The 14,073-nt window shown below is 74.4% G+C and carries 12 protein-coding genes; 7 read left to right on the top strand and 5 right to left on the bottom strand.

What is annotated here, in order from left to right; all coding sequences use genetic code 11:
* Window positions 1–20 precede the first annotated feature (20 nt).
* On the bottom strand, window positions 21–800 hold the full coding sequence (locus ABWK59_RS19610; protein ID WP_354641898.1) for an MHYT domain-containing protein: 780 nt from the start codon (window positions 798–800) through the stop codon (window positions 21–23).
* Between the two features lie 287 nt (window positions 801–1,087).
* Between ABWK59_RS19610 and ABWK59_RS19615 the strand changes: the two genes are divergently transcribed.
* Both ABWK59_RS19615 and ABWK59_RS19620 read left to right on the top strand, forming a co-directional pair.
* Entirely contained in the window at window positions 1,088–1,522 is a 435-nt protein-coding gene (locus tag ABWK59_RS19615; protein ID WP_354641899.1) for a MarR family winged helix-turn-helix transcriptional regulator, read from the top strand.
* 126 nt (window positions 1,523–1,648) lie between these two features.
* A complete protein-coding gene (locus ABWK59_RS19620; protein WP_420492806.1) occupies window positions 1,649–3,169 on the top strand; it encodes an MFS transporter in 1,521 nt (506 codons plus the stop codon).
* A 42-nt stretch (window positions 3,170–3,211) separates the two neighbouring features.
* Here the strand turns inward: ABWK59_RS19620 and ABWK59_RS19625 are convergent, their stop codons facing one another.
* Complete coding sequence (locus tag ABWK59_RS19625; protein WP_354641900.1) at window positions 3,212–3,727, bottom strand: GNAT family N-acetyltransferase; 516 nt, start codon at window positions 3,725–3,727, stop codon at window positions 3,212–3,214.
* 150 nt (window positions 3,728–3,877) lie between these two features.
* Here ABWK59_RS19625 and thpR point away from each other — a divergent pair, with 150 nt between their 5' ends.
* Window positions 3,878–4,471 carry an RNA 2',3'-cyclic phosphodiesterase gene (gene thpR / locus ABWK59_RS19630; protein WP_354641901.1) on the top strand — a complete coding sequence of 198 codons (594 nt, stop codon included), beginning with the start codon at window positions 3,878–3,880 and terminating at the stop codon, window positions 4,469–4,471.
* A 166-nt stretch (window positions 4,472–4,637) separates the two neighbouring features.
* Here the strand turns inward: thpR and ABWK59_RS19635 are convergent, their stop codons facing one another.
* Window positions 4,638–6,425: a glycoside hydrolase family 35 protein gene (locus tag ABWK59_RS19635; RefSeq protein WP_354641902.1), complete on the bottom strand. Its 1,788-nt coding sequence runs from the start codon at window positions 6,423–6,425 to the stop codon at window positions 4,638–4,640.
* Between the two features lie 139 nt (window positions 6,426–6,564).
* On the opposite strand from ABWK59_RS19635, the gene ABWK59_RS19640 reads away from it, so the two are divergent.
* Window positions 6,565–7,476 (top strand): helix-turn-helix transcriptional regulator, encoded by a 912-nt coding sequence (locus ABWK59_RS19640; RefSeq protein WP_354641903.1) that lies wholly within the window; start codon window positions 6,565–6,567, stop codon window positions 7,474–7,476.
* Window positions 7,477–7,671: 195 nt separating this feature from the next.
* Here the strand turns inward: ABWK59_RS19640 and serC are convergent, their stop codons facing one another.
* Together serC and ABWK59_RS19650 are read right to left on the bottom strand one after the other, a co-directional pair.
* Window positions 7,672–8,790: a phosphoserine transaminase gene (gene serC / locus ABWK59_RS19645; protein WP_354641904.1), complete on the bottom strand. Its 1,119-nt coding sequence runs from the start codon at window positions 8,788–8,790 to the stop codon at window positions 7,672–7,674.
* A gap of 184 nt (window positions 8,791–8,974) precedes the next feature.
* Window positions 8,975–10,075, bottom strand: coding sequence for a citrate synthase 2 (locus ABWK59_RS19650; protein WP_354641905.1), 1,101 nt, complete (start codon window positions 10,073–10,075; stop codon window positions 8,975–8,977).
* A gap of 360 nt (window positions 10,076–10,435) precedes the next feature.
* Here ABWK59_RS19650 and pdxH point away from each other — a divergent pair, with 360 nt between their 5' ends.
* The 3 genes from pdxH (at window position 10,436) to ABWK59_RS19665 (ending at window position 14,061) form a co-directional block, all read left to right on the top strand.
* Complete coding sequence (gene pdxH / locus ABWK59_RS19655; protein WP_354645019.1) at window positions 10,436–11,101, top strand: pyridoxamine 5'-phosphate oxidase; 666 nt, start codon at window positions 10,436–10,438, stop codon at window positions 11,099–11,101.
* A gap of 361 nt (window positions 11,102–11,462) precedes the next feature.
* Window positions 11,463–11,645, top strand: coding sequence for an FxSxx-COOH cyclophane-containing RiPP peptide (fxsA, locus tag ABWK59_RS19660; RefSeq protein WP_354641906.1), 183 nt, complete (start codon window positions 11,463–11,465; stop codon window positions 11,643–11,645).
* A 31-nt stretch (window positions 11,646–11,676) separates the two neighbouring features.
* Entirely contained in the window at window positions 11,677–14,061 is a 2,385-nt protein-coding gene (locus ABWK59_RS19665; RefSeq protein WP_354641907.1) for an FxsB family cyclophane-forming radical SAM/SPASM peptide maturase, read from the top strand.
* The last annotated feature ends 12 nt before the right edge of the window (window positions 14,062–14,073 follow it).

Genomic DNA, 14,073 nt, shown 5'->3' on the forward strand with positions numbered 1-14,073 from the left:
GGCCGGGCCCGGGCGCCGGGCTACCGGCGGGCCGCCGCCGGGGCGGCCGGGCCCGGGCCGAACAGGACGGCCGGCCGGGCGAGGGAACTCGGCGAGACCGCGAAGGCCAGCGAACTGATGAAGATGTACGTGCCGAAGCCGACCGCGAGCGGGAAGACGAACTGCACCGCCACCACGCCGCCGGTGACCTGGCGGTCGGGGTCCACGGCCACCGACACCGCCGCCATGCCGGTGTAGTGCATGGCGCAGACCGCCAGCCCCATCACCGGCGCGGCCGCCACCACCAGGCCGAGGCCCCGCAGGTTCAGCGCGGCCCAGAGCGCGGCCGTGGCGGCGAGCACCGCGATGCCCACCGAGGCGCCGACCGTGAACAGGTCGTACGTGATCGTGCCCGGCAGCCGCACCGCCGCCATGCCCAGGTAGTGCATGGCGGCGACGCCGAGTCCGGTGGCCAGGCCGCCGATCGGCAGGGCGCGGAGGGGGCGGGCGCTGTGGCCGACGGTGAACAGCCCGACGCCGACCACCACGATCGCGACCGCCAGGCTGAGCAGGGTGAGCGGGAGGTCGTAGCGGATCTGGGCGCCGGAGACGACGAAGCCCAGCATGGCGATGAAGTGCATGGTCCAGATGCCGCCGCCGAGCGAGACCGAGGCGAAGACCAGCCAGTTGCGCCGGGAGCGGCCCTCGGTGAGCAGGGCCCAGCGGGTGGCGCGGAGCGCGACCAGGGCGCCGAGGCAGGCGGCGAGGTAGGAGATCGCCGGTGTCGCCCAGCCGTAGACCGCGTGGTGGAGGTGATCCATGGGACTCCCAGGACGAGGGGGTGCAGTGGGTCCTACATGCCGTGCTCCTGACAAAGCGCACACCCTAGCGGCGCCCCTCGATATGGGCAACGGTGGCGGATTCGGTGAACTCCCAGGTGGGTGTGGGTGCTTCACGCAATCGGCAAGATCGCGACACCAACCTTCGACCGGATGTTCAGCCGCGCTCCGCAGTCGCGGGGGTGGGCTGCCGGGCGAGATGCCGGGCGGGGTGCCGGGTGGCCGAAATCAATTTTCTTTAGCGAGGGTAATGACGTAGGCTAAGCACCATGCCCGAGATGTCCGAGGCCGACCTGGCGGCGATCAGCCAGCTCAGGTCGGCCACCATGCGCCTCGCCCGCCGGTTGCGACACCAGCGGGTCGAGGAGTCGCTGAGCCCCACCGAGATGGGGGTGCTCGGCACGCTCGCCCGGTGCGGCAAGGCCACACCGGGGGAGCTGGCGCGGCGGGAGCACGTCCAGCCGCCGTCCATGACCAGGATCATCGCGATGCTGGAGGAGAAGGGGCTGGTCCGGCGCGAGCCGCACCCGGACGACCGCCGCCAGGTGGTCGTCACCAGCACCGAGCAGGCCGAGACCATCCTCAACGAGAGCCGGCGGCGGCGGAACGCCTGGCTGGCCGAGCTGGCCTCCCAGCTCACCGAGGAGGAGCTCGCCGTCCTGCGCGAGGCCGCGCCGGTCCTGTACCGGCTCGCCCACCTCTGAGACGCCGCGCACACACGACATCACCGGGACCGGAAGAAGGAGCACCGCATCACCGCAGGAACCATCCGTGACACCAGCCGCGCGGCGGGCACCCAGCCCGCCGTCGCGCATCGAGGGGAGACCACAGTGACACCGCCGGCCGCAGCCAGCGCCGCCGCCATCCGCACCGACGACACCACCACCGACCCGGCGGTCACCGCCGCCGACAGCCCGGCACCCCTTCCGGTGGGCCTGCCCGGCAGCGGCGACGAAGACCCCGAGATACGCACCGCGGCGGACCCCACCGCCGCTCCGAGCCCCGGACCCGCCGGGGCCACCGCGCGAGCCCGCGCCGCCTCCCGGACCGGGGGCATGTTCTCCTCGCTCCGGATCCGCAACTACCGCTACTACTTCGTCGGCCAGGTGGTCTCCAACACCGGCACCTGGATGCAGCGCATCGCCCAGGACTGGCTGGTCCTCAGCCTCACCGGCAGCCCGTTCGCGGTCGGCGTCACCACCGCCATGCAGTTCCTCCCGATGCTGCTGCTCGGGCTCTGGGGCGGCGTCCTCGCCGACCGGCTGCCCAAGCGCCGACTGCTGGTCGCCACCCAGGGCGCCATGGGACTGCTCGCCGCCGGCCTCGCGGTCCTCACCGTCACCGGGACGGTCACCGCCGGGTACGTGTACCTGTTCGCGCTGCTGCTCGGCCTGGTCACCGTGGTCGACAACCCGACCCGGCAGGCCTTCGTCAGCGAGATGGTGCCCGCCCGGCAGCTCGCCAACGCGGTCAGCCTCAACGCGGCCAACTTCCAGACCGCCCGACTGGTCGGCCCCGCCGTGGCCGGCCTGCTGATCGCCGCCGTCGGCAGCGGCTGGGCCTTCGCGGTCAACGCGCTCTCCTTCGCGGCCGTGATCGGCGGCCTGCTCGCCATGCGCGAGAGCGAACTCCGGCCGACCGAGCCGGTCGCCCGCGAGAAGGGACAGCTCCGCGAGGGCCTGCGCTACGTGAAGGAACGTCCCGAGCTGCTCTGGCCGATGGTGCTGGCCGGCTTCATCGGCACGTTCGGGTTCAACTTCCCGACGCTGCTCTCCGGGTTCGCCTACGACACCTTCCACGTCGGCGCCGGCCAGTACGGCCTGCTCAACACCGCCATGGCCGTCGGCTCCCTCGCCGGCGCCCTGCTCGCCGCCCGCCGCGGCGCGCCCCGCCTGCGGCGGCTGGTCGGTGCGGCGCTCGCCTTCGGCACCCTGGAGGTCGTCGCCGCCTTCGCCCCCGGGTACTGGACCTTCGCCGTCCTGCTCACCCTGATCGGCGTGTTCGGCCTGACCTTCAACACCTCGGTCAACTCCGCCCTGCAGCTCGCCACCGACCCCGAGGTGCGCGGCCGGGTGATGGGCCTGCTGGTCCTGGTGTTCACCGGCGGCACCCCGATCGGCGCCCCCCTGGTCGGCTGGGTCACCGACCTGTACGGGCCGCGGATCGGCCTGCTCGCCTGCGGGCTCGTCGCCGCGACGGCCGCCGCCGTCATCGGCCTGGTGCTGGCCCGTGCCGCCGACCTCAAGGTCCGGGTCGACCTGCACCGCGGCCGCCGTGGACGGGTGTTCGCGGTCGTCCCGCGGACGACCGTCCGCCCGGCGCACGAGCGGGACCTGGCGACCGCCTGCTGACGGTGACGGCCTTCGGCTGACGGGCGGCCGCGTGTGGCCGGGTCAGAGCCTGATCTCCAGGACCTGACCCGGCCACGGGCCCTCGGGCCGGTCCAGCTCGAACGCCTCGGTGGGGGTGAAACCCAGGCGGACGTACTGCTCGACCAGGGCGCGGTCGCCACCGGCGTAGCAGTCCACCCGCAGCAGCGAGATCCCGCGGGCGCGGGTCTCCTCCACCGCGTCCGCGACCAGCGCCGCACCGATCCCCGCCCCCTTCCGGCTCCGGTCGGTCAGCAGCCAGCGGACGTACAGCTCCCGCTCCGCCACCGCCGGCGCATGGTCCGGCGCCTCCTCGGCCAGCACGCACGCGCCGACCGTCCGGCCCTCCTCGTCCACCGCGAGCCGGACCACGCACTCCCGCGCCGTCTCCCGCAACCGCGCCACGGCCGCCGGCCGCCCGCTCCACGGCTCCGTCCCCCACTGCCCCGTCCGGCCCTGTGACACCAGCCACGCCACGGCCCCGTCGAGCAGCGCCAGGATCTCCGCCACCGAATCGGCGTCCCCACCACGGATCTTCATACCAACAGTCCTACCATCCGGTAACCATGAGCAACCGACCGACCCCGGCGAGGCGTGGGCAACCGGGTTCCTCAGGGGCGCGGGGGCTGGACACCCCGGCGAACCGGATAACCGCCGGGTGCGTTCCGGTGGGCGGGGGAGGATGGGCGTATGAGGCTCTTCGTGGCGGTGAATCCGCCGGGTACGGCGTTGCAGGAGTTGGTCGACGCGGCTGCGGAGCTGCGGGGGATGTCCGGGGCGGACCGGCTGCGGTGGAGCGACGTGGCGGGGTGGCACCTGACGCTGGCGTTCCTGGGGGAGGTGCCGGCGGCGGACATCCCCGCGCTGGCGGAGGAGATCGGCCGCGTCCCCGGCGAGCACGGGGTGCACAGGCTGCGCCTGGAGGGTGGCGGCTGCTTCGGCGACAAGGTGCTGTGGGCCGGGGTCGGGGGTGAGACGTGGGCGCTGCGGCGCCTCGCGGACGGGGTGCGCGGGGCGGTGGAGGCGGCGGGGATCGAGAGCGACCAGCACGGGTTCCACCCGCACGTGACCCTCGCCCGGGCGGGCTCCTCGCACGGGACCCGCCGCGCCGTCCAGCGCCTCGCCGCGGGCGAGCTGCGCCTGATGGCGGCGGCGCTGGAGGGCTTCCGGGGCAGCGACTGGGAGGCCGCCGAGGTCCACCTGATGCGGAGCGAAATGGGCTACGGCCCGGCCCGGTACACCAGCGTGCGGTCCTGGCCGCTCGCCCGCTGGACCGAGACCTGACCGGGGCCTGACCGGACGCGTGACGGGTCCCCGCTCCGCCCGGGAACGGGGACCCGCGCCCAGGGCCACCTGTCCTCCGATGCGATTCATGTCCTCGATCCTGGCCGCCGCCGGGGCCCCGGTTCCGGCGGGAATCGGACCTGGCGTTCGACCACGGACGGTCCGCTCAGCCCAGCTCGGGCGCCTCCCGCAGCTCCACCCGGTCGGGCCGGGCGTCGCCGAGCTCCAGCAGGGTGATCGCGTTCCGGCCGGGCCGCAGCAGCGGCTGCGGGCAGTAGAAGGTGCTCTGCGGGCCGCGGGCGTCGTACCGGCCCAGCAGGAAGCCGTTGACCCACAGGTAGCCGCGCACCCCGCCGGGCACCGCGAGGAAGGCGTCCCCGGTGGCCTCGCCGACCTCCAGCCCGCCGCGCACCAGCACCGGACCACCACCGTCACCGGTCACGCCGCCGTCGGCCGCGCGGAACTCCGCCTCCGGGCAGGACTCCAGCCGCAGCACCTCGGTCCGGCACCCGTGCAGGTACTGCCGCTCGTGCCGCAGGCCGCCGGTCAGGCCCTTGGTCTCGCCCACCAGCGGGCCGTAGTTGACCCGGCCGAGCGACTCCACCAGCAGCGCGACCTCGCAGCCGCCGGCCACCGTCACCGGCTCGGACTCCGCCCCGCGCTCCAGCTCCGCGACCCGCCGCCCGTCCACCCAGAGGGTGGCCCGGTCGCGCAGGCCGTCCACGGTGAGCGGCAGTTCCGGCCGCGGCCCGGGCACCCGGAAGGTGTACCGGACCAGGCCGTGCTCCAGCCCCAGCTCCTCGAAGACCGGCGGCACCGGGTGCACGGCCGGCGGGCCGAACGGCGGCTCGGCGGTCTCGGTCAGCGCCACCTCGGCGGCCGGCAGGACCGGCGCGGGCGGTGGCAGCTCGGGCGTCCGGTCGTCCAGGAAGCGGGCCTGCTCGGGGTGCTCGGCCGCGAACTGGGCCAGCACCTCCCGGAACAGCTCGTACTTGCGGGTGGGCGCGCCGCGCTCGTCCAGCGGGGCGTCGTAGTCGTAGCTGGTGGTGACCGGCTGGAACGGCGAGTGCTCCCAGTCGGTGGAGTTGAACGGCGGGTCGGCGTGGTTGGCGCCGGCCGTGGTGCCGAAGTTGGTGCCGCCGTGGGCCATGTACAGGTTGACCGAGCCGCCGGCGGCCAGGATGCGGCGCAGGGCGTCGGCGGCGTCCTCGGCGTCCCGGGTGTGGTGCGGCCGGCCCCAGTGGTCGAACCAGCCGTTCCAGAACTCCATGCAGAACGGCGGGTCCTCGGGCCGCAGCGCGCGCAGCACCCCGAAGGCGTCCTCCGGCTTGGAGCCGAAGTTCACCGTGGCCGGTACCCCGGGCAGCGTCCCGCCGGTCAGCATGTGCTCCTCCGGGCCGTCCGAGGTGAACAGCGGGACCTCCACCCCCCGCGCCCGCAGTCCGTCCGCCAGGTGTGCCAGGTAGGCCGCGTCGCTGCCGAACGACCCGTACTCGTTCTCGACCTGCACCATCAGCACGTTGCCGCCGCGGTCCACCTGCCGCTCCACCACGGCTGGCAGCAGCCGGTCGAAGAACGCGTCCACGGCCGCCAGGTACTCCGGGTCGCTCGTCCGGGCCCGCCGGCCGACCCGGGCGGTCAGCCACCCCGGCAGCCCGCCGTTGTCCCACTCCGCGCAGATGTACGGCCCGGGCCGGACGATCGCCCACAGGCCCTGCCGGGCGGCCTCGTCCAGGAAGGCTGCCAGCTCCTCCATCCGCTCGTACCGGCCCGGGGCCGGCTCGTGGATGTTCCACGCGACGTAGGTCTCCACCGTGTTCAGGCCCATCGCGCGCAGCGCGGCCAGGCGCTGCGGCCACTGCCCGGGGTGGGTGCGGAAGTAGTGCATGGCGCCGGACAGGATCCGCAGCGGGCGGCCGTCGAGGCGGAAGCCGGTCGCGTCATAGGTGAGCATGCCCTCCAGCCTGCGGGAAGGCACCGCCCGCAGCCATGGACAAAGCCCGACGGCGTGTTGGATTGTCGTCCCCGACGCGCCGCCCGCCGGCCCGGGCCGGTACGGCGGCCGAGGGCGACGCCCGGCGAGGAGGAGTGACGTGGAACGGTGGTGGCAGTACCTGACGCCCGGTCCCGCCCAGCTGGCCACCGGGCTGGCCTGCCTGGGCGTGGGCATGCAGCGCGGACGGCTGCCCACCGTCGGGCCGCGCCGGCTGGACCACTGGGTGGCCGTCCTGGTCGGCTCGGGACGCGGCTGGTTCGCCGCCCCCGACGGCGGCCGCCGCCCGGTCGCCGCCCCCGCCGTGATCTGGCTCCGCCCCGGCGTGCCGCACCACTACGCGCCGGACCGCAACGGCTGGTCCGAGGGCTTCGTGGACTTCACCGGCCCCGCCACCACCGCCTACACGGAGCTCGGCCTGCTGCCCGCGGCCGACGTGGTGCCGCTGACCACCGCCGAGCCCGCCCAGCGGGTGCTGGCCAGGATCGCCGCCGCCTGCCGCCGCGGCGGCCCGCTGGCCGCCGTCGAGGCCGCCGCCGGGGTGCACGAGCTGCTGGTCGAGCTGCGCCGCCACCGGGCCGACCTGGACCCGGCCGGCGAGCCGGTGCTGGAGGTGCTGCGCCGGGACGCCTGCCTGCCGCTCTCCGTCGCCGAGCACGCCCGGCGGGCCGGGATGACCGTCGCCGAGCTGCGCCGGGCCGTCCGGGCGGTGGGCGCGGTCGGCCCGAAGGAGTACCTGCTCACCGTCCGGCTGAACGAGGCCAAGGAGCTGCTGGCCGCCAGCGAGCTGCCGGTCTCGGCGGTGGCCCGCCGGGTCGGCTACGAGGACCCCGCGTACTTCACCCGGATCTTCACCCGCCGGGTCGGGGTGGCGCCCTCGGTCTTCCGCGCCCAGCACTACCGGGGCGACCGCCAGCTCCGGCCGGTCCGCCGCGAGGAGCTGGCCCGCGAGCTGACCGAGCTGTACGGGCCGGAGCGGGGCAGTGCCGAGGCGTTCAGGGCGACCGACTAACCTCGACGTGTGGACCCGAAGACTCGCATGCGGATCGTGACCGGCGCCCTGGTACTGCTGTTCGTGGTGGTGCTGGTCAGCTCGCTGGTCCGCCGCTGACCCCTCGCCCGGCATCCCGCCGCGCCCGCGCGGCAGCGGCGCCCGGACGCCGAAGGGCCCCCGCTCCACCGAGCGGGGGCCCTTCGCACGGCACGGTCAGAGCTGCTCGACCACCAGGTCGATGCAGCGGGTGAGCGCCTCGACGTCCGCCGGGTCGATCGCCGGGAACATCGCGATGCGCAGCTGGTTGCGGCCCAGCTTGCGGTACGGCTCGGTGTCCAGGATGCCGTTGGCGCGCAGCACCTTGGCCACCGCGGCGGCGTCCACCGACTCGTCGAAGTCGATGGTGCCGACCACCTGCGAGCGCTCCTCCGGCTTGGCCACGAACGGCTGCGCGTAGGAGGACTTCTCGGCCCAGGAGTACAGGATCGAGGAGGACTCGGCGGTCCGGGCCACGGCCCAGTCCAGGCCGCCCTGGCCGTTCAGCCACTCCAGCTGCTCGGCGAGCAGGAAGAGGGTGGAGATCGCCGGGGTGTTGTACGTCTGGTCCTTCGAGGAGTTGTCGATCGCGGTCGGCAGGTCGAAGAACGGCGGGATGTACCGGCCGGAGCCGGCGATCTCGGCGGCGCGCTCCAGGGCGGCCGGGGAGAACGTCGCCAGCCAGAGGCCGCCCTCGGAGGCGAAGGACTTCTGCGGCGCGAAGTAGTAGACGTCCGTCTCGGAGATGTCCACCGGCAGGCCGCCGGCGCCCGAGGTGGCGTCCACCAGGACCAGCGAGCCGGCGTCCGCGCCCGCCGGGCGGCGGATCGGCATGGCGACACCGGTGGAGGTCTCGTTGTGGGTGAGCGCGTACACGTCCACGCCCGCCTCGGCGACCGGCAGCGGGTGGGTGCCCGGCTCGGACTTGATCACGCTCGGCTCGGCCAGCCACGGGGCGGCCTTGACCGAGGAGGCGAACTTGGACGAGAACTCACCGAAGTTCAGGTGCTGGGACTTCTCGCGGACCAGGCCGAAGGCGGCGATGTCCCAGAAGGCGGTGGAGCCGCCGTTGCCGAGGACGACCTGGTAGCCCTCGGGGAGCGAGAAGAGGCTGCTGACGCCCTCGCGGACGCGCTTGACCACGTTCTTCACGGTGGCCTGGCGGTGCGAGGTGCCCAGCAGGGAGGTTCCGGTGGCGGCCAGGGCACTCAGTGCCTCGGGCCGGACCTTGGACGGGCCGCAGCCGAAGCGGCCGTCGGCGGGCAGATTGTCGGCGGGGATCTGAATCTGAGCCACGGGCGCAGCCTACTGTTCCGGGAGGTGCGGGCGGGACGGTCGTCCGCCCGGTGAGACGTGGTCTCGTGTGCTTCGGGCAGCGCCGACGGGGGCGCGGGGAACCGCGCGACCGGGCCCCCGCACCGCACGGGTGCCGGGCAGGTCGCGGGCCCCCGCGCCCCTCGCCGGGCGCGCGGTTCACCCGTTAGTGGGCGATGGCGTCCCAGCCCTCGACGTCCTCGGGGCGGCGGGCGGCGGGGCCGATGTACCGGGCGGCCGGGCGGACCAGCCGGCCGGTGCGCTTCTGCTCCAGGATGTGCGCGGACCAGCCGGCCGTCCGGGCGCAGGTGAACATCGAGGTGAACATGTGCGCCGGGACCTCGGCGAAGTCCAGCATGATCGCGGCCCAGAACTCCACGTTGGTGGCCAGCACGCGGTCGGGGCGGCGGTTGTGCAGCTCCTCCAGCGCGGCCTTCTCCAGGGCCTCGGCGATCTCGAAGCGCGGCGCGCCGAGCTCCTTGGCGGTCCGCCGCAGCACGCGGGCGCGCGGGTCCTCGGCGCGGTACACGCGGTGGCCGAAGCCCATCAGGCGCTCGCCCTTGTCGAGGGCCTTCTTGACGTAGCCGACCGCGTCGCCGGTGCGCTCGATCTCCTCGATCATGCCGAGCACGCGGGACGGCGCGCCGCCGTGCAGCGGGCCGGACATCGCGCCCACCGCGCCGGAGAGCGCGGCCGCCACGTCGGCGCCGGTGGAGGCGATGACGCGGGCGGTGAAGGTGGAGGCGTTCATGCCGTGCTCGGCGGCGGAGGTCCAGTACGCGTCCACGGCCTTGACGTGCTTCGGGTCGGGCTCGCCACGCCAGCGGATCATGAACCGCTCGACGATGGTCTCGGCCTTGTCGATCTCACGCTGCGGGACCATCGGCAGGCCCTGGCCGCGGGCGGACTGGGCCACGTACGACAGCGCCATGACGGCCGCGCGGGCGAGGTCGTCGCGGGCCTCCTCGGCGGAGATGTCGAGCAGCGGCTTCAGGCCCCAGACCGGCGCGAGCATGGCGAGCGCGGACTGCACGTCCACCCGGATGTCACCGGAGTGCACCGGGATCGGGAACGGCTCGGCGGCCGGAAGACCCGGCGCGAACCGCCCGTCGACGAGCAGGCCCCAGACCTGGCCGAAGGAGACCTGGCCGACGAGATCCTCGATGTCCACACCGCGGTAGCGCAGTGCGCCGCCCTCGCGGTCGGGCTCGGCGATCTCGCTCTCGAAGGCGACAACTCCTTCAAGTCCGGGTACGAAATCGGACATCAGACGGCTCCTTCAGTGATCCGATCCGACGCGTGACCATGGTGGGGTCGGGCGCGTCGGTGACCGATGGTGGGTTGGCACTCGGTGTCAGACTCTCAGGCACCGAGTGCATTGCGCCATACACCACCACGGTGATGTTTCCCCCACGGGCAGCGAATACCGCCCTCAGGCCCGACGACGATGGCGGACAAGACGGGAGGAATCAGCCGCTATCCGGGCGATTCCCCACGCGGCGCGCGGTGGAACGATGGCGAGCCACCATATCCCCAGGTGTTTGCACGCACGTAGCCGTGTCCGACGCTTGTCGTACGGGATGATGTTGGCGTGCCTACCGCGGAACACCAGCCGAGCGCCCTGACCATGTCCACCGAGGAACGGCCCGGTCCGGACCTCACCGTGATGCGCAAGCATTACCAGCACGAGGGCCTCGTCGAGGGCCGGCTCGAGGCCGACCCGATCAGCCAGTTCACCCGCTGGTTCCACGAGGCGGACGAGGCCGGCGTGGTCGAGCCCAACGCCATGGTGGTCTCCACCGCCGGCGCCGACGGCCGGCCCACCTCCCGCACCGTGCTGCTGAAGAGCTACGACCGGCGCGGGTTCGTCTTCTTCACCAACTACGGCTCCCGCAAGGGCACCGACCTCGCGGCCAACCCGCAGGCCTCCCTGCTCTTCCCGTGGATCCCGCTGGCCCGCCAGGTGATCGTCGGCGGCCGGGTCGAGAAGGTCGGCCGGGACGAGACCGCCGCCTACTTCCGGACCCGCCCGCACGGCTCCCAGCTCGGCGCCTGGGCCAGCGAGCAGTCCAGCCCGGTCGAGGGCCGGGAGGTGCTGGAACAGCGCTACGCCGACCTCGCCGCCCGCTACCCCGAGGGGGAGGGCGTGCCGGTGCCGCCGTTCTGGGGCGGCTACCGGGTGATCCCGGAGACGGTGGAGTTCTGGCAGGGGCGCGAGAACCGCCTGCACGACCGCCTGGTCTACCTGGCCGAGCCCGACGGCGGCTGGCGGGTGGAGCGGCTCTGCCCGTGACGCGCCGGGCACGCCGGGACGCATCCGTCCGGCCGGGCCGGGCGGACTGAGCCGTCCGGGCGAGGCGGCCGGGAGCCGTCGGTGTGAAGCGTCCGGCGCGCGCCGCCGTCCACTGATCGGGTGACGGCACCCCGCCGACCTGCTGCGACGCGGCGCGGGGCGCCGGACGGCCGGAAGCGGCCGTCACCAGTCAGCCGTTTCCGGCCATGCTCCAGCGGGGCGTGGCATTACCCTTGCCCTCAAGCGTGTCGCGCTCGCGCGGCAGGTCGTTCCACGGCCCCCATGCGCGGCGGTCCAGGCGATTCCTGACGCGCATTCAGAAACCTTTCTCTTCGTGCTCTGCCGACCAGAAGGCACTCCCATGACCACTGCACTCGCCGCCGCTCCAGTCGAGGATCTGACCGAGGGTCAGACCGTCGCGGACAGGGTCTCGCTCGCCGATCTCGCCGCACTCGACGCCGAGGACCTCGCGGCCGAGCTGCATCGGGTCCTGCCGAGCGCCGCGCGGCAGGTGCCGGTCGCCGCCTTCCAGTCCTGCATCTGACCCGGGGCGGACCACACCGCGGACCGCTTCGATGACGCACCACCCCGTCCCCTTCAGTCAGTTCGTGCTGAAGGTGCACAGCCGCTGCGACCTCGCCTGCGACCACTGCTACGTCTACGAACACGCGGACACCAGCTGGCGCGGCCGGCCGCGCAGTGCGAGCGAGGAGGTGCTGGCCGCGGCGGCCGCGCGGATCGGCGAACACGCCCGTACCCACCGGCTGCCCGCCGTCCACGTCGTCCTGCACGGCGGTGAACCCCTGCTCGCCGGCCCGGCCCGACTACGCCGGGCCGGCGAACTGCTGCGCGCCGCCCTCCCCGAGGGCTGCGCCCTGGACCTGCGGATCCACACCAACGGCGTGCTGCTGGACCGCCGGTTCTGCGAGCTGTTCGCCGAGCTGGACATCCGGGTGGGCGTCTCGCTCGACGGCGACCGGGCCGCCAACGACCGGCACCGCCGGTTCGCCGACGGCCGCAGCAGCCACGGCAAGGTCCTCGCCGCCGTCGCGCTGCTGCGGCAGCCGGAGTTCCGGCACCTGTACGCCGGCCTGCTGTGCACCGTCGACGTCGAGAACGACCCGGTGGCGGTCTACGACGCGCTCCTCGCCCTGGAACCGCCCCGGATCGACTTCCTGCTGCCCCACGCCACCTGGGACAACCCGCCCGCCCGGCCGCCCGGCGCCGGCCCCACGCCGTACGCCGAGTGGCTGCTCGCGGTGCACGACCGCTGGACGGCGCAGGGCCGGCCCGTCCCGATCCGGAGCTTCGACTCGATCCACCGCACCCTGCGCGGGCGCTCCAGCCTCACCGAGGCGCTCGGCCTGGACCCGGCCGACCTGGTGGTGATCGAGACCGACGGCAGCCTGGAGCAGGCCGACAGCCTCAAGACGGCCTACGACGGCGCCGCGGCCACCGGGTTCGACCTCTTCACCCACACCCTGGACGAGGTGGCCCGGCACCCCGGCATGGTGGAACGGCAGTCCGGCCTGGCCGGGTTGAGCGCCGACTGCCGCGCCTGTCCGGTGGTCCGGTCCTGTGGCGGCGGCCTGTACGCCCACCGGTACCGGACCGGCGGCGCCTTCGACAACCCTTCGGTCTTCTGCGGGGACTTGATGAAGCTGATCACCACCATCCGCGACCGCGTCGGCGGCCCGGCGGCCGTACCGCCGCAGGGCGGGCCGCGCGGCCCGCTGACCGACGCCCAGCTGGACGACCTGGCCACCGGCTACGGCTCGGCCGCCACCGTCGCCGCCCTAGGCAGGGCCCAACTCGACGTCTCCCGGCGGCTGTTGGCGGCCGCCGGTGCCGGCGGGTCGGCGGCCTGGGATCTGCTCGCCGAACTGGACGGCCGCGCCCCCGCCGCCGTGGACGCCGTGCTCGCCCACCCCTACGTCCGCGCCTGGGCGGTCCGGCTGCTGGCCGGAGAGCCGGGCGCCGACACCGGCGGCCTGGCCGAGATCGCCGCCGCCGCCGCGCTCCGCGCCGGGCACCCCTTCACCCTGGACCTGCCGGTCCGCGGCGGCGCCCTGCACCTGCCCACCCTCGGCCGGCTGAAGGTCGGCGGCACCGGCGAGACCCGGCTGACCGGCACCGCCGAGGGCTTCTCGGCGGGCGGCCACCGGATCGGCTGGGACCAGCCCGGCGGACCGTCCTGGCAGCCGGTCCGCCGGGTCGCCCTCCCCGGCTGGACGGTCGCCCTGGAGGACACCGACCCGCAGCGCGACAGCCACCGGTGGGCCCCCGCCCCGCGGCTCGCGGAACCGGAACTGCTCGCCTGGTCCGGGGCGCTGCGCGAGGCCTGGGAACTGCTCGGCCGCGACCTGCCCGGGTACGCGGCCGGCATCGGCGCCGGCCTGGCCGTCGTCACCCCGCTCGCCCCCGGCCCGGACGGCCGCGACGTCAGCGCCGCCGCCCGCCAGGCCCCCGGCGCCGTCGGCATCGCCCGACCGGCCACCGCGCCGATCCTCGCCCTGCTCCTCGCGCACGAGTTCCAGCACGTCAAGCTGGGTGCCGTCCTGGACTTCCACGACCTGTTCGACCCGGCGGACGACCGGCTGTTCCACGCCCCCTGGCGGCCCGACCCGCGCCCGCTGGAGGGTCTGTTCCAGGGCACCTACGCGCACCTGGCGGTCACCGAGTTCTGGGGCACCCGGGTCCGGGCGTACGACGGGCTGCGCGGGGCGGCGGCCGAGACCGCCCGGGTGCAGCTGGCCACCTGGCGCGGGCACACCGTGCGGGCCGTGGAGACGCTCGCCGGGTCGGGGTCGCTCACCGCGCTCGGCGAGCGCTTCGCGAACGGGATGCGGGACAGCGCGGCCCGCTGGCTGGACGAGCCGGTGGGCGCCGGGGCCCAGGAGGCGGCCCGCGCGGCGGCCGCCGAGAACCTGGCGGCCTTCCGCACCACGGCCGGTCACTGAGAGCCTGGTGTT

Origin of the sequence: Kitasatospora sp. HUAS MG31, assembly GCF_040571325.1 — a bacterium.
GTDB lineage: Bacteria > Actinomycetota > Actinomycetes > Streptomycetales > Streptomycetaceae > Kitasatospora > Kitasatospora camelliae.